Raw genomic sequence first — 18,019 nt, forward strand, 5'->3', positions numbered from 1 at the left:
AATGTCATTAAGTATACCCCACGGTGGAAAATTGGTTAACAGATATAATCCGGAATTAGAAATTCAAAGTATTAATAAATCCATTGAATTGGATGAAATCTCACTGAGTGACCTTGAATTAATCGGAACAGGTGCTTACAGTCCGATTGAAGGGTTCTTAACAGAAGAAGATTATCGTTCAGTTGTTCAGAATATCAGACTGAAAGACGGGCATGTGTGGAGTATACCAATCACACTTCCAGTAAATGAAGAAAAAGCCAATGAACTTCAAAAGGGAGATCAGGTAAAGCTAAACTTTAGCGGAGTGACATATGGCACAATCGAAATTTCTGATATCTTCCGTCCAGACAAAAAGGAAGAAGCAAAGCTGGTCTATCGGACAGATGATACAGAGCATCCGGGCGTTAAAAAAATGATGGAGCGCGGAGATATCTATGTTGGCGGAAAAATCACTTTAACTAAACGTATTTCCCGCGATCAATTTGCTGAGTATTATTTAGATCCTTCCGAAACGCGTATATCATTTGAAGAAAAGGGCTGGAAGAAGGTTGTCGGCTTCCAAACAAGAAATCCTGTTCACCGAGCCCATGAGTATATTCAAAAAAGTGCACTGGAAATTGTGGATGGATTATTTTTAAACCCTCTTGTCGGGGCAACTAAGTCAGATGATATTTCTGCAGATGTCCGCATGAAGAGTTATAAAGTTCTTTTGAAAAACTATTATCCTCAAGACCGGGTATTTTTGGCTGTTTTCCCTGCAGCTATGCGCTATGCAGGGCCGCGTGAAGCTATTTTCCATGCAATGGTCAGAAAGAATTATGGCTGTACCCACTTTATTGTCGGCCGGGATCATGCTGGAGTTGGCAACTATTATGGCACATATGATGCCCAAAGAATTTTCGATCAATTTACTGCCGACGAATTAGGCATAACTTTGTTATTTTTTGAACATAGCTTTTATTGTGAAAAATGCGGCAATATGGCTTCAACGAAAACATGCCCGCACGGTAAAGAAGATCACGTGATTCTTTCTGGTACAAAGGTAAGGGAAATGCTTCGTAACGGGGAAGTTCCTCCTGCTACATTCAGCCGAAAAGAAGTCGTTGAAGTACTGATTGAAGGTATGAAAGAAACTCACGTTCATAATTAAGATCAAAAATATCTTTATGGAATAGGCTGGAGGGAACTGGAATGGAGAAAAGTACGAATATTGTCTGGCATGATGCCTCATTAACAAAAGAAGAAAGACAGCGCCAAAATGGTCATAAAAGCGCGGTCATCTGGTTTACGGGTCTTTCAGGTTCTGGGAAATCTACTATTGCAAATGCAGCTGCTAAAGAATTGTTCGATCAAAATATTCGCAATTTTGTTTTAGATGGCGATAACATTCGCCATGGTCTAAATAAAGACCTGGGTTTCTCAGAAGAAGACCGAACTGAGAATATCAGACGGATCGGGGAAGTATCCAAGCTGTTTGTTGACAGCGGCCAAATCGTTTTGACAGCTTTCATTTCTCCCTTCAGACAGGACAGAGAGATTGTCCGAGGGTTATTAGAAGAAGGAGAATTCATTGAAGTCTATGTAAAGTGCTCTCTTGATCAATGTGAAAAAAGAGACCCTAAAGGGCTGTATAAAAAGGCCAGAGAAGGAATTATTAAAGATTTTACTGGTATTTCTTCTCCTTATGAAGAACCGAATGCTCCTGAGTTAGTCATAGAAAGTGATAAATTTAATGTCGAGGAATGTGTCAAACAAATTATTGACTATTTAAAATCACAAAATATTATTTAAATACTGGTGTTAGACCAATCACAGCTTGACGCGGCTGCAATCACAGTATTTAATAGAAGAAAGTATTCTGTCATTTTAGAATCTTTCATGTATCGGCGGTACATAGAAAGAGGTGTCAGCGTTTAAATGAAATAGCTCTACAAGGGAAAGGCGGTTGCAGATGGCAAAAGTATATATCGTTGGAGCCGGACCCGGGGATCCAGATTTAATTACGGTAAAGGGAATGAAGTGCATTCAGGAAGCAGATGTCATTTTATATGACCGACTTGTTAATAAAGAATTGCTTAATTATGCAAAAGCGGGTGTGGAATTAATTAACTGTGGGAAATTGCCTGATTTTCATCTTCTTCAGCAAGAGACAATCAATCGTTTGCTTGTCAAATATGCAAAAAAAGGGTATACGGTCACTCGTTTAAAAGGAGGAGACCCGTTCGTTTTTGGGCGCGGCGGAGAAGAAGCGCAGATCCTTGCAGCCAATCAGGTTCCGTTTGAAGTGGTGCCGGGAATTACTGCCGGTATCGCAGCACCGGCCTATGCAGGAATTCCGGTTACCCATAGAGAATACAGTTCTTCTTTTGCTATCGTGACCGGCCATAATAAACATGGAAAAGAAGATACGATTAAGTGGGAAGCACTGGCAAAGGGAATTGATACTCTTGCCATATATATGGGGGTCAAAAATCTGCCTTATATTCGTCAGGAGCTTTTAAAATACGGGAAAAATCCAGAAACACCAGCCGCTCTTATTCACTGGGGCACTTTGAATGATCAAAGGACTGTCGTCAGCACGCTTGGCGGTTTAGTTGAAACGGCTGAAAAAGAAGGAATAAAAAATCCCTCAATGATTCTGATTGGCGATGTGGTCAGTTTAAGAGAAGATCTCAGCTGGTTTGAGCCTTTATATGCTGAACAGCTATTGGCACAGGAGAGCCTTTAAAATGGATGCTATTTTATATATTTGCCATGGAAGCCGCGTTCCTGAAGCCGTAAAGCAGGCAGAGGAATTCATAAACAGATGCAAACAAAGGGAAGAAGCCGCCATTCAGGAAACATGTTTTCTGGAATTGTCCCAGCCTACAATAGAAGAAGCATTCCAATCCTGCATCGAGCAGGGAGCGACAAGAATTTTTGCGCTTCCGATTCTTTTACTGACAGCTGCTCATGCGAAACATGACATTCCTGAAGAACTGACCCGTATTCATCAAAAGCACCCTAATATTGAGCTTTGCTATGGAAGGCCGATCGGAGTTCATCCTTTTATGGTGGATATTCTGACAGAGAAGATTCAGGAGAGTAAAGAAAAAATATCAGACGACAGTAAGATTCTGCTTGTTGGCAGAGGAAGCAGTGATCCTGATGTGAAAAGGGATCTGCGTGAAATCGGAGATTTGTTGGAAGACCGTCTTCAAGGAATCAAAGTGCAAGACTGCTATCTTACGGCTGCAGAGCCTTCCTTTGAAGCTGCGTTACAGCAGTCACAGTCGGAAAAGGAAGAAAAGATTTTTGTTCTTCCCTATTTACTTTTTACAGGCATCTTGATGAAATCAATGCAAAAGACGATTGATCAGTTTTCAAAATCGAGTGAAAAACAGTTTATTCTTTGTTCCTATTTAGGTTATCATCCTAAAATTGAATCAGTTCTTCACGATCGTCTCTCTGAATTGAACGGGGTGAGTGAGCGTGTATCCAATAACGCTTAAGATAGAAAATCGGGAATGCATCGTTGTTGGCGGCGGTAAAATCGCTTTTTATAAAACGAAGCCATTGGTTGAAGCGGGGGCTAATGTCACTGTGATTAGTCCTTTAATCTGTCCAGAACTGAAAGATCTGAATCAGACCGGCAGCGTACAGTTGGTCGAAAGGGAAGTGGAAGACCTTGATTATGACAATGCTTTTCTTGTTATAGCAGCAACCGATCAGCCTGAGATTAATCGGCGAATCTTTGACAGCCTGCATGAGCATCGGCTTGTGAATAGTGTCAGTGATCAGGAGCTTTCTAATTTTCATATTCCTGCGACTCTAAAACGCGGGAAGTTATCGATCAGTGTTTCCACGCAAGGAGCAAGCCCTTTGCTTGCAAAAAAAATCCGTAATGAGCTGAGCGAACAATTTGATGATTCCTATGAAGAGTATTTGGAATTTTTAATGGAGTCCAGAATGCTTATAAAGAAAATAGAAATAGGAAAACAGGAAAAAAGACTGCTTTTCCAAGAATCGCTTTTGCCCAAGTATAAAGATTCCTTGAAAGAGCGCAGCCGTTTTTTAGCCAGGCTTATAAAAAGAAAGTAACGAAACTAGTCAATTGTTATAAAAAGATACTGTACAAAACATCCAATTTCTCACAGAGAAATTGGATGTTTTGTGATTAGGCTGTATGTCACTTTAAGGGCTCTTTTTCCGAGAAGTAAGTGAAGCAGCAGTCTCTCGCCCCGCCTCAGCTGTTCCCTCAAGAGTCTTTTAATCCCATCAGTACATAAAACTTTAATTTTCTGAATAGCTAATAGGGTATGAAAGTCCTCAAGCCATTCGAAAACTCCAAAATTACAGTTTACTATATTATATTATTCACCTTTGCCTTCAAAATAAGTGCTGAAGAGAAGCAGTTAAGGCAATAGATAGATTATATTGTGAGGCGGTTCAGGTAAAGTCTTTTTCTGAAGCCGGCCTTCTTTTACGAAGTCCTCTAAAAAACGTTCAGCTACTTCCTTATCCATGCCTAAAAGATCGGCAGTCTTCACTGGGGAAATTGAAGTATATTTTGGTTTTTTTGTCGAAGAAATAATCATTTGCCGAACTCTTTGATAAAATGTTTCCTTCTCCATTTCCTGTTCCTCCTTCTATCCCATTTTTTTATTATCTGATTCGTTAAAAGGGTATCCAAAACTCGATAAAACTATGCATCCTGAGCAAACCTCACAAATTTTTTCGAAAGCAATGACTAATTCATATGCCGGAGTCATTAAGTTAAATCGTTTAAGCTATATCTTTTCATTAGGCTCTGTTAAAGTTAGTTGTTGAAAATTGATTTATAGGAACAAATGTTCTAAAATTAAGTTAACTATATTAGAGTTGGTGATGATTGTGAGAGCGACTGAAATTCTTAAAGCTATTCAAAAACTAAATCCAGCAGAGAAACATCGATTACGTGAATATTTAATCGATGCACTGACTGCATCAAGTTCGACTGGAACCGTTCTTCACGAAATATCTGAACGTAAAAATAAGAATGGTTATCAATGTCCAGACTGTGAATCGGAACATATTGTACGTTTCGGTAACTACACAACAATCGTTGATGGTGAAGAAGTTAAAAAGCAACGCTATCGCTGTAAGGCTTGTAAAAAAACATTTACCGACCTCACAAATACAGTGCTTTATCGAACTCGTCACCTTAACCAGTGGATTAAATTTGTTGAATGTATGATAGAAGGTTACTCTCTTCGTAAGTCTGCTGATTTAATTGGGAACATAACTCACGTCACACTATTTTATTGGAGACACAAACTATTGTCCTCATTAAAACAAATTGAAATATCAAAATTCGAAGGTATCGTTGAAATGGACGAGACCTATTTCCTGTATTCTGAAAAAGGACAAAGAAAAATTAAAGGTCGGAAACCTCGTAAGCGTGGAGGCTCTGCAAAGAAGCGAGGAATAAGTAAAGAACAAGTATGTGTATTGGTTGCGAGGGACAGAGATAAGACCACTTTTTCAGAGATTTTAGGAATGGGTAGAATAACGAAAAACCAATTAGACAAAGCTATTGGGCATAAACTTTCTAATAGAAACATATTATGCACAGATTCTTGGCGTGCATTCAAAACATATGCCGATGAAAAGGGTATGGATATATATCAATTCAAGTCCGATGGTAAAGTTCGTACAAAGGGACTTTATCACATTCAGAACGTTAATAATTACCACCGAAGACTTAAAGGGTGGATGCAACGTTTTAACGGAGTTGCCACAAAATATTTAAACAATTACCTCGCTTGGTTCCAAGTATTAGAAACCATTCAACATCAAAGAAATGAAGTCACGATGAAAGACTTGATTATTAGAGGGAATTTGATACAAAATATGGAAACATATGATACACTCAGATTAACTAAATTCGCCGTATAAATACTGATACTTATTCAACTAACGACGCAGAATAGTTGAATAAAATGATTGAATTTCTCATTAAATTTTTTTGAGGGAGGGATTATTTGAACATAAACATTGACTCACTCGTAACTTTCCTAATTATGTGGGGAACACCTACAATTATGATGCTTATAGCCTATCTGAAAATGAGTAAAGAGGATAAAAATGATGTGAAAAAAGATTTTAGTTCTGCACGTTTTATTTTCACTTTTGGTTTCTTGGCAACAGGTTATTTTCTTGCTTCTTTAGGAAATTTATTGACTTTAAACGTGCTGAGGTTACTGGGAATTCCCTTAATGATTATTGCGGGGATTATCATAGCGATGAATATATGGAAGAAAAACAAAGTAAGAAGTGTTTCTATACCTTTGCTTATTTTATTTCTAATAGTCATAATTATGAGGTAAAAATATTTTATGTTATCTGTTGTACTAACTATGGTCTTTCGTTGAAGAAGACATTATTAAAATCAGACCTTCCAATGTGCGGAGGTTCTGACTTTTTCATATAAACAACAATAACCTTTAACAGAGCCTTTCATTAAAAGCTGAATAGAAGTTTGTTTGTGAGTACACCCTATTGGTTATCCTATTACTGCCTATGATCATACCAACTGAATTAATTACTGGAACGAGGGAGGCAACATAAATGAAAGAGACTGCGTTTACTGTAGAAATTAACGGCCATGAATTTACGGCAGTTCCAGGACAGACAATCTTGGAAATAGCTCAATCGAATGATTCGTATATACCAAGTGTTTGTTATCATCCGAATCTTGGAACAATCCAAACGTGTGATACCTGTTTTGTAAATGCAAATGGCCAGATGGTCCGTGCATGTGCAACAAAGGCAGAACCCGGAATGAAAGTAGATACCCTTTCCAAACCGGTTAAAGATGCCCAATATGAAGCTATGTCAAGGATTTTAAAGAATCATGAACTATACTGCACCGTGTGTGATAACAATAACGGGAACTGCGTGGTTCATAACACGGCAGAGTATCTGGAAATAGAGCATCAGGCCTATGCTTTTGAAGCTAAGCCTTATCCGCAGGATCAAACTCATCCGTTTTATCGGTATGAGCCGGATCAATGCATTTTGTGTGGCAGATGTGTGGAAGCCTGTCAGGATCTTCAAGTAAACGAGACGCTGTCCATTGACTGGAGCCGTGAAGTGCCGCGTGTCATTTGGGATAATGATGTTCCAATTGACCAATCATCCTGTGTATCATGCGGACATTGTGTAACCGTCTGTCCATGTAATGCATTAATGGAAAAATCTATGTTAGGAGAAGCTGGATATATAACTTCCATTCCTCCTAAACTGTTGGAACCAATGATTGATTTGACGAAGGAAATAGAACCGGGATATAAAGAGATTTTTGTCATCTCAGAAGTGGAAGCTGCGATGAGGAAAGCGCGCATAAAACGGACAAAAACAGTCTGTACATACTGCGGGGTAGGATGCAGCTTTGAGGTTTGGACGAAAGATCGTCATATTTTAAAAATTGAACCTCAGGAACATTCTCCTGTTAACGGTATTTCCACTTGTGTCAAAGGTAAGTGGGGCTGGGATTTCGTTAACAGTGAAGAACGGCTTACAAAACCGCTCATTCGTAAAGGTGAAGAGTTTGAAGAAGCTACATGGGAAGAAGCATTAGAATTAATTGCTTCAAAGCTTACAGAAATAAAAGATACCCATGGTCCTGATTCCATTGGCTATATTGCTTCCTCCAAATGTACAAACGAGGAAAACTATCTTTTCCAAAAATTAGCCCGTGCTGTCATGGGAACCAATAATGTCGATAACTGTTCCCGTTACTGTCAATCTCCGGCTACAGCAGGTCTGCAGAGAACGGTCGGCATCGGAGGAGATTCTGGAACGATTAAAGATATTGAAGCGGCAGAACTGGTTATCACCATTGGTGCAAACCCGGCAGAATCCCATCCCGTACTTGCAACAAGAGTAAAGCGGGCGCATAAACTTCATGGGCAGAAACTGATTGTCGTTGATTTAAGGGAAAATGAACTGGCTGAACGCGCTGATTTGTTTATTCGGCCAAAACCAAGCACAGATATCATCTGGCTGTCTGCTGTTACAAAGTATATTTTGGACCAGGGCTGGGAGGACAAAGAATTTTTGATGTCCCGTGTGTCAGGGATGGAGGAATATAAAAAGTCCCTTGATAAATTTACGCTCGATTATGCTGAAAAGGCTACTGGCATGTCTAAAGAAGAGCTTATTCAATTAGCGACAATGATTCATGAAGCAAATTCTGTATGTGCTCTTTGGGCCATGGGAATTACTCAGCACAGCGGAGCAACCGATACGAGTGCGGCAATTTCCAATTTGCTTTTGATTACAGGGAATTATGGACGTACCGGCACGGGGGCTTATCCGCTTAGGGGCCATAACAATGTACAAGGAGCCTGTGATTTTGGAACAATGCCGGCATGGCTTCCTGGGTATCAGCCTATACAGGATGATGAAGCAAGAGCTCGATATGAAAAGGATTGGGGAGTAACACTGCCAGCAGAACCAGGATATGATAACCATCAAATGGTGGAAGGGATTAAGAATGGCCAATTAAAAGCCCTCTATTTATTTGGTGAAGATATGGCGATTGTTGACTCAAACATTAATTTCGTTGACAATCAATTGGAAAAACTGGATTTCTTTGTTGTTCAGGATGTATTTTTCAGCAAAACGGCCCAATTTGCAGACGTTATTTTGCCAGCTGCGCCAAGCCTAGAAAAGGATGGGACATTTACAAATACAGAGCGGAGAATTCAGCGCATATACCAAGTTTTTGAGCCTGTAGGAGAAAGCAAGCCCGATTGGATGATTTTCCAAGAGATCGCAAACCGGCTTGGAGCTGATTGGGATTATAAACATCCAGGAGAAATTATGGAAGAGGTAGCAAGATTAACTCCGATTTTTGCAGGAGTAAGCTATGACAGACTGGAAGGATTCAACAGTCAGGTATGGCCAGTTTCCAAAGACGGTGTTGATACACCGCTTCTATATAAAGAGAAGTTTGGTTTTCCTGATGGAAAAGCGAGACTGTCACCGGTTGATTGGACTGAACCAGTTCATGCGGGAGAAGAATTTGATCTTCATTTAAATAACGGCCGATTGCTTGAGCATTTTCATGAAGGAAACTTGACCTATCGTTCGAAAGGGATTTCTCATAAAGTTCCGCATCCTTGGCTCGAAGTATCGCCTGAGGTTGCTGAAGAAAGGGGAATAGAAGACGGGGCGTTAGTTCGGTTAACATCTCCTTATGGACAAGTTAAAGTAAGAGCGGTTGTGACAGACCGAGTCATCGGCAATGAACTGTATTTGACAATGAACTCGCGTGAAGACCATGAAATGGTTAATCGCCTGACCAGCAGCTATCATGACAAGATTACTCATACACCAAGCTATAAAGAAATGGAAGTTAAAATGGAAGTGCTTGAGGACAAAGGAGAATCGCCGCTGCCAAAAGTAAACCATCGATTTGGAAATCGGATGCCGCAGATCAGTGTCAGAGTCGAAGAAAAATGGCAGCGGGATGACTTTATCTCCATTCAGGATTTATTTCAATTAGGAGGTGAAGAATTTGGCGAAAGCAATCAAGCAAATTAATCGTATATTTCCTACAGAGGAAGAGCTGAAAGAGAAAACGATACATGAGATGCTGAGCACTTTAGCCGATAACAGGGATGCAATTACAACACTGATTGAAATTGTAAACCAATTGCAAGATGTCGGGGTATGGAAAGCAATCAATGGTTTTTTGGCAAACCGTCTCGATATCGGATCTATTGCTATCGAACAGCTCAATCAGCCTGCCATGCATAATACCATTAAAAATGGTATGAATGCGTTTAAATTCGTTGGTTCCATTCCGCCTGATCAACTTGCAGCTGTAATGGCCGGGGTAGGCCGCGGGCTTGAAAAGGCTTCATCAGGCATAAAGGAAAATGAAAAAACAAGCTTATGGAAACTGGGAAGCAGTATGCGCTCTCCAGAGGTCAGACAGTCTCTTGCAGTGATGACTCACTTTTTAGAAGGAATGGGAGAAGTTTTCATGGAGAGTAAAGAAAACGATCATCATAAGGAGGGGAATCCAACTGGAAAATAGAGTGATTAAGATCGCGAATATGACCAATGGACAAGATGCAGAAAAAGTTCATCAAACCCTTCAGTCAGTTTGGGGAGTACGGCAAGTAGACGTCAGTGTGCATAAGCAGGAAGCCAGTGTCAGTTTTAATGAAAATGCTGCATCATTTGAAGATTTTCTGCAGGCATTAAAAGAGACAGGATACAGTCCTGATTCACAATAAGAGGCAATTAAGTTTAAGGGAGGAAATAGAATGAAAATCTGTGAATTGTGCGGAATGGAAGAAGAAACCGAAAATAACGGAAAAACAGAAGCTGTACAGACGCGTATGCTGCATCTATGTGAGAATTGCAGAAATGACCGCAAGTTTGAAATGTTTATTGAAGACCAATTATAAAACAAAAAAAAGAGTAATTACAGGCCTCCAATTTATTGGATGGCCTGTTTTCATGAGGGAAAATCATGAAAAATGAATAAAAACCTTATTATGGAGAGATATCTGGAAAAGTCGTTCATTTCTTTATAAAATAAGTGTATGTGTAAACAATGAGAAAGCAAAAGAGGTGCAATATGAAAGGAATTCCAGATCATATCACATATAATCTTGATATACTTTTTGTTGGATTTAATCCGAGTATTCGTTCGGGAGAGACCGGTCATCATTATGCCAATCCAAATAATCGATTTTGGAAAATTTTATATGAGTCAGGTTTAACGCCGAGAAAGTATGAAGCTTCTGAAGATTTTTCGCTTCTTGATTTAGGTTATGGGTTTACCAATATCGTGGAAAGGCCGACAAAAGGAGCTGAGGACATTACACTGGAAGAATATCAAGAAGGCAGGGAAATCTTAAAAGCTAAAATTGAAAAATATAAACCAAAGATTGTTTGTTTTGTCGGTAAAGGGGTGTACCAGCAATACAGTAAGAAAAGGAAGACTGAATGGGGAATTCAATCAGAAGAAATTGTTCCGGGAACGGCTGATTTTGTCGCTCCCTCTTCTAGCGGGCTGGTTCGGATGAAATTAGAAGAGATCATTGACATCTATAAACAGTTAAAACAGCGGATTACAGATTAAAGCATGACTGAGACATCATGCGGGGAGGCGGGCCTATAATGGAACAAAGCAGAGAGCTTTCTGGAAATCAGCCTTATACAGATGAGAAAGATACGTTTTGGTCAGGTGCCAAAGATTGTGTTCCTACCCTGTTGGGCTATTTAAGCATAGGGTTTGCAGCAGGGGTGGTAGAAAAAACGTCAGGATTAACAATGCTCGAAATCGCTTTAATGTCGCTATTGCTTTATGCCGGTTCTGGACAATTCATTGCAGCAGGGATGATTGCAGCGAGTCATCCGGTCTCAGCTATTATTTTTACTATATTTTTTGTCAACAGCAGACATTTCCTGTTAAGTGCGGCCATTTCTCCTTATTTCAAAGGACAGTCGTTCAGGAAAAATCTTTTAACTGGTGCATTGCTGACAGATGAAACCTTTGGTGTCAGCATTCACCATGCAAGACAAAGGAAATACCTAAATTTCAAGTGGATGCTGGGTTTGAATGTTACCGCTTATCTAAATTGGTTTCTGGCTACATTGGCTGGTGGCTTTTTTGGAAATTGGATTCCAGAACCCGAAAAGTACGGACTCGACTTTGCTTTGCCGGCCATGTTTATCGGTCTGCTTATTTTGCAAATCATGAGCGGAAAAGAATACTTTATTAATATATTGGTGGCTGTTTGTGCTGTATTGACCGTTATTCTCTCAAGTATGATGTTTTCTGGAGAAGCAGGGGTTATTTTAGCAACACTTGCAGCTTCAACGTTAGGGATGGTGCTGGAAAAATGGAAGTAAGTTTATATGTATTGTCAGTCATTGCCGGGACTGCTATTGTTACCGTGATACCAAGAGTGCTGCCTCTGGTGCTTTTAAGTCAGCTGCAAATTCCAGAATGGGGAATCAATTGGCTGAAGCACGTCCCTGTAGCTGTTCTGGCTGCTTTGCTTGCTCAAGAACTTGTGATAGAGGATTCTAAAATAAATGTGAGCACTCATTCTTTAGAGCTGCTGGCCGCAGTTCCGGCTTTATTAGTTGCTTTATATACAAGAAGCTTGTTGGGCACTGTTCTGGCAGGCGTCGGTTCATTATTTCTCTTAAGGTTTTTTATATAAAAAGAGATTATGCTCCATGATAAGTTGAAAAGGGAAGGATTCAGCTTCAGGTTTATTCCTTCCTTTTGTCCTGCCATTCCCTTTCTTATCTCTTCTCTTGCTTAAATACTCCGTAAAAAGAGTCCAGAATGATAAATAGTTATAGGCATATTTCGACGGAATCCTGCGAAATAATTTACCTGAGTTTAGCAGATTCATTATCAATTCTGTATTTATCACATATTATGCAATATAGGATTCCTTAAAACACAAAGCTATATGAAAGCGCTTTAAATTACTTTTGGCCGACATTAGACTATCTGGCGAACAGTTACGGAGGTGTAATCGAATGGAGTTTAAACATGCCATTCGTGTTCTTGACAGTATGCGCCTGCCTAATGGGGCATACACAGCAAGTTTATCGAACGATTACAATTATGTATGGATTAGAGATGTTGTTTATACAGTTCTGCCCTTTCTGACGGATTGTTCAGATCGTTATGAGCGGGCGTATCATGCACTATTAGATATGTTTCGCCGTTATGAATGGAAGCTGGATATTCATACGGTGAGAAAACCAACCTATCTTTTCGAATATATTCATTCCAGATATTCCCGTGATTTAGAAGAAATCCATACTGAATGGGGCCATGCCCAAAATGATGCTGTTGGCGCCTTTTTGTGGGGAATAGGAGAAGGCTGCAAAGTTGGGAAGAAAATGATAAGAGATGCACAAGATCTCGGCATTATTCAGAAGCTCGTCAACTATCTGCAATGCCTACATTATTGGGAAGCGCCAGATAATGGAATGTGGGAAGAAAATATGGAAATACACGCCTCAAGTATAGGCGCCTGTGTAGCAGGTCTGAATGCAGTGAAAATGTTAGTTCATGTACCAGAAGAGCTAATAAGAAAAGGGGAAGAAACACTGCATTTTTTACTACCTCGGGAAAGTGAAACAAAAGAGACTGACCTTTCTCTATTATCGCTGATATACCCATTTCGCATTGCAGACAAAAAAACAGCCTTGAAAATTCTCGAGAATGTAACAGGGAAACTGGAACGGAAACATGGAGTAATCCGCTATAAGGGGGATCTGTATTATAACGAAGGCAGTGAAGCTGAATGGTGCTTTGGATTCCCATGGTTAGGTTTATGTTTTTTAGAAGTGGCGATGGTGGATAAAGCATTAGAGTATGAAGCCAAAACCTTGAAAATTTTGCCGAATAATTGGGAAATACCTGAACTGTATATAGGCGGAAAAGAAACGCCAAATGGCAATACCCCGCTTGCCTGGTCCGTATCATTAGCCTATTTATACCTGAGCAGGATAGTTCAAGAGAAAAAAGAACTAGTCACGTGAGATTTCCCGACACAAATTTCGACAAAACTTCCGAATCATGTCGGGAGTTTTTTTGTTTGTAACGGTTTTTACTGGTTTCGAAAAATACGAATTCGGGTATTTTATTTTTAGAAATACAATTAAGAAATGCAGGAGTATTGCAGGTTCTGGAAGAATATAATAAATATCCGGGAAGGACTGATACTTTCTAAATAACTTGGCTGAGGTAATGGGGGGATTTTGTTGAATAAGATTATAGAGAGTAAGAAGGATTATTACCCCAGTGATTTTGAAAGGTATTTATTCCATGAAGGCACTCTCCAGGAAGGGTATAAGCTATTTGGGTCACATTTTCTAACATACAATGGTGAGGAAGGAGTTAGATTTGTTGTTTGGGCACCCAATGCCAGAAGTGTATCTGTTGTCGGCGATTTCAATCATTGGGACGGGAAAGAGCATTCAATGGATCAGATTGAGAATTCAGGCATCTGGGTGTTGTTTATAAAAGGCCTTGAAGAAGGACAGTTATATAAGTACGAAATACATACACCCGGAAAAGAAAAAATTCTCAAAGCAGATCCATATGCTTTTTATTCAGAAATAAGGCCAAACACTGCTTCTGTTGTAAAACGATTGGAAGGCTATGAATGGAAAGATAAAAAGTGGATGGCAGCGAGAAATAAAATGGATATATATCATAAACCGATGTCGATCTATGAAGTTCATTTAGGAACATGGAGACAAAAGGATAATGGAGATTTTTTCACTTACAGGGAATTGGCAGATGAACTAAGCGATTATGTAGCAGATCAAGGATTTACACACGTGGAAATCATGCCGGTAATGGAACATCCATTTGATAAATCCTGGGGCTATCAAATCACAGGATATTATTCGGTATCAAGCAAGTATGGGACCCCAGAAGATTTTATGTACCTCGTTGATCTTTTTCACCAAAAGGGGATAGGAGTCATACTGGATTGGGTTCCGGCACATTTTTGCAAGGACGCACATGGCTTAGCGAAATTTGATGGAACTCCGTTATATGAACCGGTTGATCCAGTTAAGGCGGAGCGGCCAGTTTGGGGCACTTTCAATTTTGATTATGCTAAACCGGAAGTCGTTAGTTTCCTGGTATCCAACGTGATGTTTTGGATGGATGTTTACCATATAGACGGAATGAGGGTGGATGCGGTTTCCTCCATGGTTTACCTGAACCACGATAATCCATTGCCAGTTCCTTTAAAAAATGAATATGGCGGAGAAGAAAATCTTGATGCCATTCGTTTCTTAAAACAATTAAATGAAGCGGTATTTCACAAATATCCCAAGGCATTAATGATGGCAGAAGAAGCAACTGAGATGCCGCTTATAACTGCTCCGACTGATAAGGGAGGCCTTGGCTTTAATTATAAATGGAACATGGGCTGGACGAACGATATCCTGCGTTATATGAAATTGGAAGTATGGGAAAGACCGAAGCACCATAATCTCCTGACTTTTTCTTTCTTTTATGCTTTTTCAGAGAATTTTATTCTTCCTTTCTCCCATGATGAGGTCGTTCACGGGAAACGTTCTCTGTTGAATAAAATGCCAGGTGATTATTGGCAGAAATTCGCAAATCTTCGGCTCCTTTATGGGTATTTTATGACCCACCCAGGGAAGAAACTATTATTTATGGGCAGTGAATTTGGACAATTCATTGAATGGAAGGACGAAGAACAGCTTGACTGGCTTCTTCTTGAATATGAATCGCACAGGCAGCTGGCAGGCTATTTCAAAAGTCTTCAGAAATTATACAAAGAAACTTCTTGTCTGTGGAGACTGGATCATTCTCCGGAAGGATTCGAATGGATTGATCCCAATAACAAGGATCAAAGCTTGCTTGTTTTCATGAGAAAGGGAAAGAGAAAAGGAGATTATTGCATTATTGTATGTAATTTTTCCAGCCGTTCATTTGAGAACCACAAAATAGGCGTTCCGTCACTTGGAAAATATATAGAAATTTTCAACAGCGATGATAAGGAATTTGGAGGATCCGGAAAATGTAACAAAGAGCCGGTTCCGGTATTAAAAAAGCCCTTTCATAATCAGCGTTACAGTATGGAAATAACCGTACCTCCATTAGGCATCAGTATTTTTCAAAAACAAACTAAAAATAGAAAAGGGAGAGTGCTTAAATAATGGCATCAAAAAAATGGATAGCAATGTTATTAGCTGGCGGTCAAGGTTCAAGGCTGGGAGAACTTACAAGCGCACTTGCAAAACCTGCAGTGCCTTTTGGCGGAAAATACCGGATTATCGATTTTCCTTTAAGTAACTGCACCCATTCCGGAATAGATACTGTAGGAGTGTTAACTCAATATCAGCCCCATCTCCTAAATGATTATGTCGGGAACGGAAAGGTATGGGATTTGGACTCAGACAGCGGCGGTGTTTCAGTACTTCCGCCTTATAAAGGAAAAGACGGAGGAGAATGGTATAAGGGGACAGCTAATGCTGTTTATCAAAATATTCAATATATTGATAGGTATGACCCAGAATATGTGGTTGTATTATCAGGTGACCATATCTACAAAATGGATTATTCGAAAATGCTGGATTACCATGTTCGAAAAGGAGCACAGGCCACAATTGCTGTTATCCAGGTGCCTTGGCATGAAGCCAGCCGATTTGGATTAATGAATACAAATGAAGAGGGACGGATTACGGAATTTGAAGAGAAACCGGAATTCCCTAAAAGTAATTTAGCATCCATGGGCGTTTATCTATTTAATTGGAAAACATTAAAGAACTATCTCATCCAGGATGAGAAAGACAGCCAATCAGAAAATGATTTTGGGAAAAATATTATTCCAATGATGCTGGAAGACCGAAAAAAGATTTTTGCTTACCGTTTTGAAGATTATTGGAAAGATGTAGGAACGGTCGAAAGCCTTTGGGAAGCTCATATGGATTTATTAAAAGATGAACCCGCTTTTAAATTGGATGATCCGTCTTGGAAAATTTATGCCCGTAATGCAAACCATCCGCCTCATTTCATCGCTCCGGAGGCAGATGTAAAGCAATCTCTTTTGAATGAAGGCTGCATGATTTATGGAAAAGTTGACTGCTCTGTCCTGTCTTACAATGTGAAAGTAGGCAAAAATTCAACGATTAAAGATTCGGTCATCATGCCTAATGTCAAAATTGGCGATAATGTTCATATTGAAAGAGCCATCATAGCGAGTGATTGTGTCATTGAAGATGGAGCGGCAGTCGGATCTTCCAACCCGCAGAGTGAAATTACCCTGATTGGTGAAAATACTTTAGTATCACCCGACAGTAAGAAAAAGATTACTTTCAATTAAGGTAGAAGGGATGAATGTCATGGAAAATGTAATTGGCGTTATCAATTTAATCAATGAAGCGCAGTATCTAAAAGAATTAACGGCACATCGAAATCTAGCTTCTGTCCCATTTGGCGGAAGATATAGATTAGTAGATTTCACGATGTCGAATTTCATTAATGCGAATGTAGATAAGGTAGCGGTTTTCCCAAAAGAAAAATTTCTATCTGTTATGGATCACTTAGGATCAGGAAAGGAATGGAACCTGGATCGCCGGAAAGGCGGTCTGTATATCCTGCCGCCAATCCATCCTGATGAGACAGTAACCGGTGATATGAAACAATTTTATGACCACCTAAATTTCTTCGAAAGAGCTGATGGAGAAATGGTCATTATTGCGCCAGGCCACCATGTTTGCAAGATGGACTTTAATGAAATTATTGATTTTCACCAAAAAAACCATGCTGATATTACAGTAGTGTACAAGGATTTTGAGGGCGGGGAAGTTGAAAAGCCTTATTATCATAAACTGCAAGTAGATGAAGATCATAATATTACGGATGTCAGTTTCTTTAATATACCGAGAAATGGCGACCATGTATGCTTAGAAACATTTATTATAAGTAAAGAGCTGCTGATCAGTCTGATCAAAAAGTGTGTGGAAAACGGCGAATACGAATTTTTGAAGGATGCTTTAAAAGCCAATCTGCATCGTTTGAATGTAAAGGGATACTCTTTTACTGGCAGCATGCCGTTTATCCATTCCATTGAGACCTTCCATGCCAGCAACATGCAATTCTTAAATGCAGACATCCTAGAAGCCTTTTTCAACGACAGCTGGAGGGTATTTACTAAGGTTAAACACGAGCCGCCTACAAAATATGCGCAGTGTTCAAATGTAACAAATTCATTGATAGCTAATGGATGCGATATCGAGGGAACAGTGGAGAACAGCATCCTGTTCCGCGGCGTAAAAGTAAAAAAAGGTGCAGTCGTCCGAAACAGTATTATTATGCAAAGAGGCGAAGTAGAAGAGGGCTGTATCGTAGAAAATGTCATAACAGATAAAGAAGCCAAAATATCCAAAGAATCCATTGTAAGAGGAAGCAAGAACCCATTAGTCATAAAAAAGACAGAAGTCGTTTGAGGAGGCG

The 18,019-nt window shown here is 39.7% G+C and carries 19 protein-coding genes; 18 read left to right on the forward strand and 1 reads right to left on the reverse strand.

Going from position 1 to position 18,019, the window contains the following annotated elements; all coding sequences use genetic code 11:
• The first annotated feature begins 1 nt into the window (after window position 1).
• The 5 genes from sat to BQ4305_RS11725 all read left to right on the forward strand — a co-directional run bounded on the left by sat (window position 2) and on the right by BQ4305_RS11725 (window position 4,080).
• Window positions 2-1,150 (forward strand): sulfate adenylyltransferase, encoded by a 1,149-nt coding sequence (sat, locus tag BQ4305_RS11705; RefSeq protein ID WP_110927948.1) that lies wholly within the window; start codon window positions 2-4, stop codon window positions 1,148-1,150.
• A gap of 41 nt (window positions 1,151-1,191) precedes the next feature.
• A complete protein-coding gene (cysC, locus tag BQ4305_RS11710) occupies window positions 1,192-1,791 on the forward strand; it encodes an adenylyl-sulfate kinase (protein WP_110927949.1) in 600 nt (199 codons plus the stop codon).
• A 160-nt stretch (window positions 1,792-1,951) separates the two neighbouring features.
• A complete protein-coding gene (cobA, locus tag BQ4305_RS11715; protein WP_110927950.1) occupies window positions 1,952-2,728 on the forward strand; it encodes a uroporphyrinogen-III C-methyltransferase in 777 nt (258 codons plus the stop codon).
• 1 nt (window position 2,729) lies between these two features.
• Window positions 2,730-3,491: a sirohydrochlorin chelatase gene (locus BQ4305_RS11720; RefSeq protein WP_110927951.1), complete on the forward strand. Its 762-nt coding sequence runs from the start codon at window positions 2,730-2,732 to the stop codon at window positions 3,489-3,491.
• Window positions 3,472-4,080, forward strand: a complete 609-nt coding sequence (locus BQ4305_RS11725; RefSeq protein WP_110927952.1) for an NAD(P)-binding protein — start codon at window positions 3,472-3,474, stop codon at window positions 4,078-4,080. Before BQ4305_RS11720 ends, BQ4305_RS11725 begins: the two co-directional genes overlap by 20 nt.
• Before the next feature lie 314 nt (window positions 4,081-4,394).
• On the opposite strand, the gene BQ4305_RS11730 is transcribed toward BQ4305_RS11725, so the two are convergent.
• The gene (locus BQ4305_RS11730) at window positions 4,395-4,613 is read right to left on the reverse strand and encodes a PCI domain-containing protein (RefSeq protein ID WP_110927953.1); all 219 of its coding nucleotides are present in this window, start codon (window positions 4,611-4,613) and stop codon (window positions 4,395-4,397) included.
• Window positions 4,614-4,872: 259 nt separating this feature from the next.
• On the opposite strand from BQ4305_RS11730, the gene BQ4305_RS11735 reads away from it, so the two are divergent.
• The 13 genes from BQ4305_RS11735 (at window position 4,873) to glgD (ending at window position 18,012) form a co-directional block, all read left to right on the forward strand.
• Complete coding sequence (locus tag BQ4305_RS11735) at window positions 4,873-5,916, forward strand: IS1595 family transposase (RefSeq protein WP_110926371.1); 1,044 nt, start codon at window positions 4,873-4,875, stop codon at window positions 5,914-5,916.
• An 86-nt stretch (window positions 5,917-6,002) separates the two neighbouring features.
• On the forward strand, window positions 6,003-6,347 hold the full coding sequence (locus tag BQ4305_RS11740) for a hypothetical protein (protein ID WP_110926290.1): 345 nt from the start codon (window positions 6,003-6,005) through the stop codon (window positions 6,345-6,347).
• Window positions 6,348-6,588: 241 nt separating this feature from the next.
• Window positions 6,589-9,570, forward strand: coding sequence for a formate dehydrogenase subunit alpha (gene fdhF, locus BQ4305_RS11745; RefSeq protein ID WP_110927954.1), 2,982 nt, complete (start codon window positions 6,589-6,591; stop codon window positions 9,568-9,570).
• Entirely contained in the window at window positions 9,545-10,069 is a 525-nt protein-coding gene (locus BQ4305_RS11750) for a helical membrane plugin domain-containing protein (protein WP_110927955.1), read from the forward strand. The genes fdhF and BQ4305_RS11750 overlap by 26 nt, the downstream gene beginning before the upstream one ends.
• 1 nt (window position 10,070) lies before the next feature.
• Window positions 10,071-10,271 (forward strand): heavy-metal-associated domain-containing protein, encoded by a 201-nt coding sequence (locus BQ4305_RS11755; protein ID WP_110927956.1) that lies wholly within the window; start codon window positions 10,071-10,073, stop codon window positions 10,269-10,271.
• Between the two features lie 30 nt (window positions 10,272-10,301).
• The gene (locus BQ4305_RS21490; protein WP_199880659.1) at window positions 10,302-10,445 is read left to right on the forward strand and encodes a hypothetical protein; all 144 of its coding nucleotides are present in this window, start codon (window positions 10,302-10,304) and stop codon (window positions 10,443-10,445) included.
• Window positions 10,446-10,618: 173 nt separating this feature from the next.
• The gene (locus BQ4305_RS11760; protein ID WP_110927957.1) at window positions 10,619-11,125 is read left to right on the forward strand and encodes a mismatch-specific DNA-glycosylase; all 507 of its coding nucleotides are present in this window, start codon (window positions 10,619-10,621) and stop codon (window positions 11,123-11,125) included.
• A gap of 38 nt (window positions 11,126-11,163) precedes the next feature.
• A complete protein-coding gene (locus tag BQ4305_RS11765) occupies window positions 11,164-11,898 on the forward strand; it encodes an AzlC family ABC transporter permease (protein WP_110927958.1) in 735 nt (244 codons plus the stop codon).
• A complete protein-coding gene (locus tag BQ4305_RS11770) occupies window positions 11,889-12,215 on the forward strand; it encodes an AzlD domain-containing protein (RefSeq protein ID WP_110927959.1) in 327 nt (108 codons plus the stop codon). The genes BQ4305_RS11765 and BQ4305_RS11770 overlap by 10 nt, the downstream gene beginning before the upstream one ends.
• A gap of 328 nt (window positions 12,216-12,543) precedes the next feature.
• On the forward strand, window positions 12,544-13,557 hold the full coding sequence (locus tag BQ4305_RS11780) for a glycoside hydrolase family 15 protein (RefSeq protein WP_110927961.1): 1,014 nt from the start codon (window positions 12,544-12,546) through the stop codon (window positions 13,555-13,557).
• A 222-nt stretch (window positions 13,558-13,779) separates the two neighbouring features.
• Complete coding sequence (gene glgB, locus BQ4305_RS11785; protein ID WP_110927962.1) at window positions 13,780-15,720, forward strand: 1,4-alpha-glucan branching protein GlgB; 1,941 nt, start codon at window positions 13,780-13,782, stop codon at window positions 15,718-15,720.
• Window positions 15,720-16,886, forward strand: a complete 1,167-nt coding sequence (locus BQ4305_RS11790) for a glucose-1-phosphate adenylyltransferase (protein ID WP_110927963.1) — start codon at window positions 15,720-15,722, stop codon at window positions 16,884-16,886. Before glgB ends, BQ4305_RS11790 begins: the two co-directional genes overlap by 1 nt.
• Before the next feature lie 19 nt (window positions 16,887-16,905).
• Window positions 16,906-18,012, forward strand: a complete 1,107-nt coding sequence (gene glgD / locus BQ4305_RS11795; RefSeq protein WP_110928027.1) for a glucose-1-phosphate adenylyltransferase subunit GlgD — start codon at window positions 16,906-16,908, stop codon at window positions 18,010-18,012.
• Window positions 18,013-18,019 lie beyond the last annotated feature (7 nt).

The sequence above is a fragment of the Bacillus massiliglaciei genome (assembly GCF_900098925.1).
GTDB classification, from domain to species: Bacteria; Bacillota; Bacilli; order Bacillales; family DSM-1321; genus Peribacillus; species Peribacillus massiliglaciei.

Excerpts from the sequence above, each read along its gene's own strand:
- glgD (WP_110928027.1), top strand. The coding sequence starts at position 16,906 with ATGGAAAATGTAATTGGCGTTATCAATTTAATCAATGAAGCGCAGTAT.
- BQ4305_RS11780 (WP_110927961.1), top strand. The coding sequence starts at position 12,544 with ATGGAGTTTAAACATGCCATTCGTGTTCTTGACAGTATGCGCCTGCCT.
- BQ4305_RS21490 (WP_199880659.1), top strand. The coding sequence starts at position 10,302 with ATGAAAATCTGTGAATTGTGCGGAATGGAAGAAGAAACCGAAAATAAC.
- fdhF (WP_110927954.1), top strand. The coding sequence starts at position 6,589 with ATGAAAGAGACTGCGTTTACTGTAGAAATTAACGGCCATGAATTTACG.
- BQ4305_RS11765 (WP_110927958.1), top strand. The coding sequence starts at position 11,164 with ATGGAACAAAGCAGAGAGCTTTCTGGAAATCAGCCTTATACAGATGAG.
- BQ4305_RS11770 (WP_110927959.1), top strand. The coding sequence starts at position 11,889 with ATGGAAGTAAGTTTATATGTATTGTCAGTCATTGCCGGGACTGCTATT.
- BQ4305_RS11720 (WP_110927951.1), top strand. The coding sequence starts at position 2,730 with ATGGATGCTATTTTATATATTTGCCATGGAAGCCGCGTTCCTGAAGCC.
- cysC (WP_110927949.1), top strand. The coding sequence starts at position 1,192 with ATGGAGAAAAGTACGAATATTGTCTGGCATGATGCCTCATTAACAAAA.
- cobA (WP_110927950.1), top strand. The coding sequence starts at position 1,952 with ATGGCAAAAGTATATATCGTTGGAGCCGGACCCGGGGATCCAGATTTA.
- BQ4305_RS11730 (WP_110927953.1), bottom strand. The coding sequence starts at position 4,613 with ATGGAGAAGGAAACATTTTATCAAAGAGTTCGGCAAATGATTATTTCT.
- BQ4305_RS11760 (WP_110927957.1), top strand. The coding sequence starts at position 10,619 with ATGAAAGGAATTCCAGATCATATCACATATAATCTTGATATACTTTTT.
- BQ4305_RS11790 (WP_110927963.1), top strand. The coding sequence starts at position 15,720 with ATGGCATCAAAAAAATGGATAGCAATGTTATTAGCTGGCGGTCAAGGT.
- sat (WP_110927948.1), top strand. The coding sequence starts at position 2 with ATGTCATTAAGTATACCCCACGGTGGAAAATTGGTTAACAGATATAAT.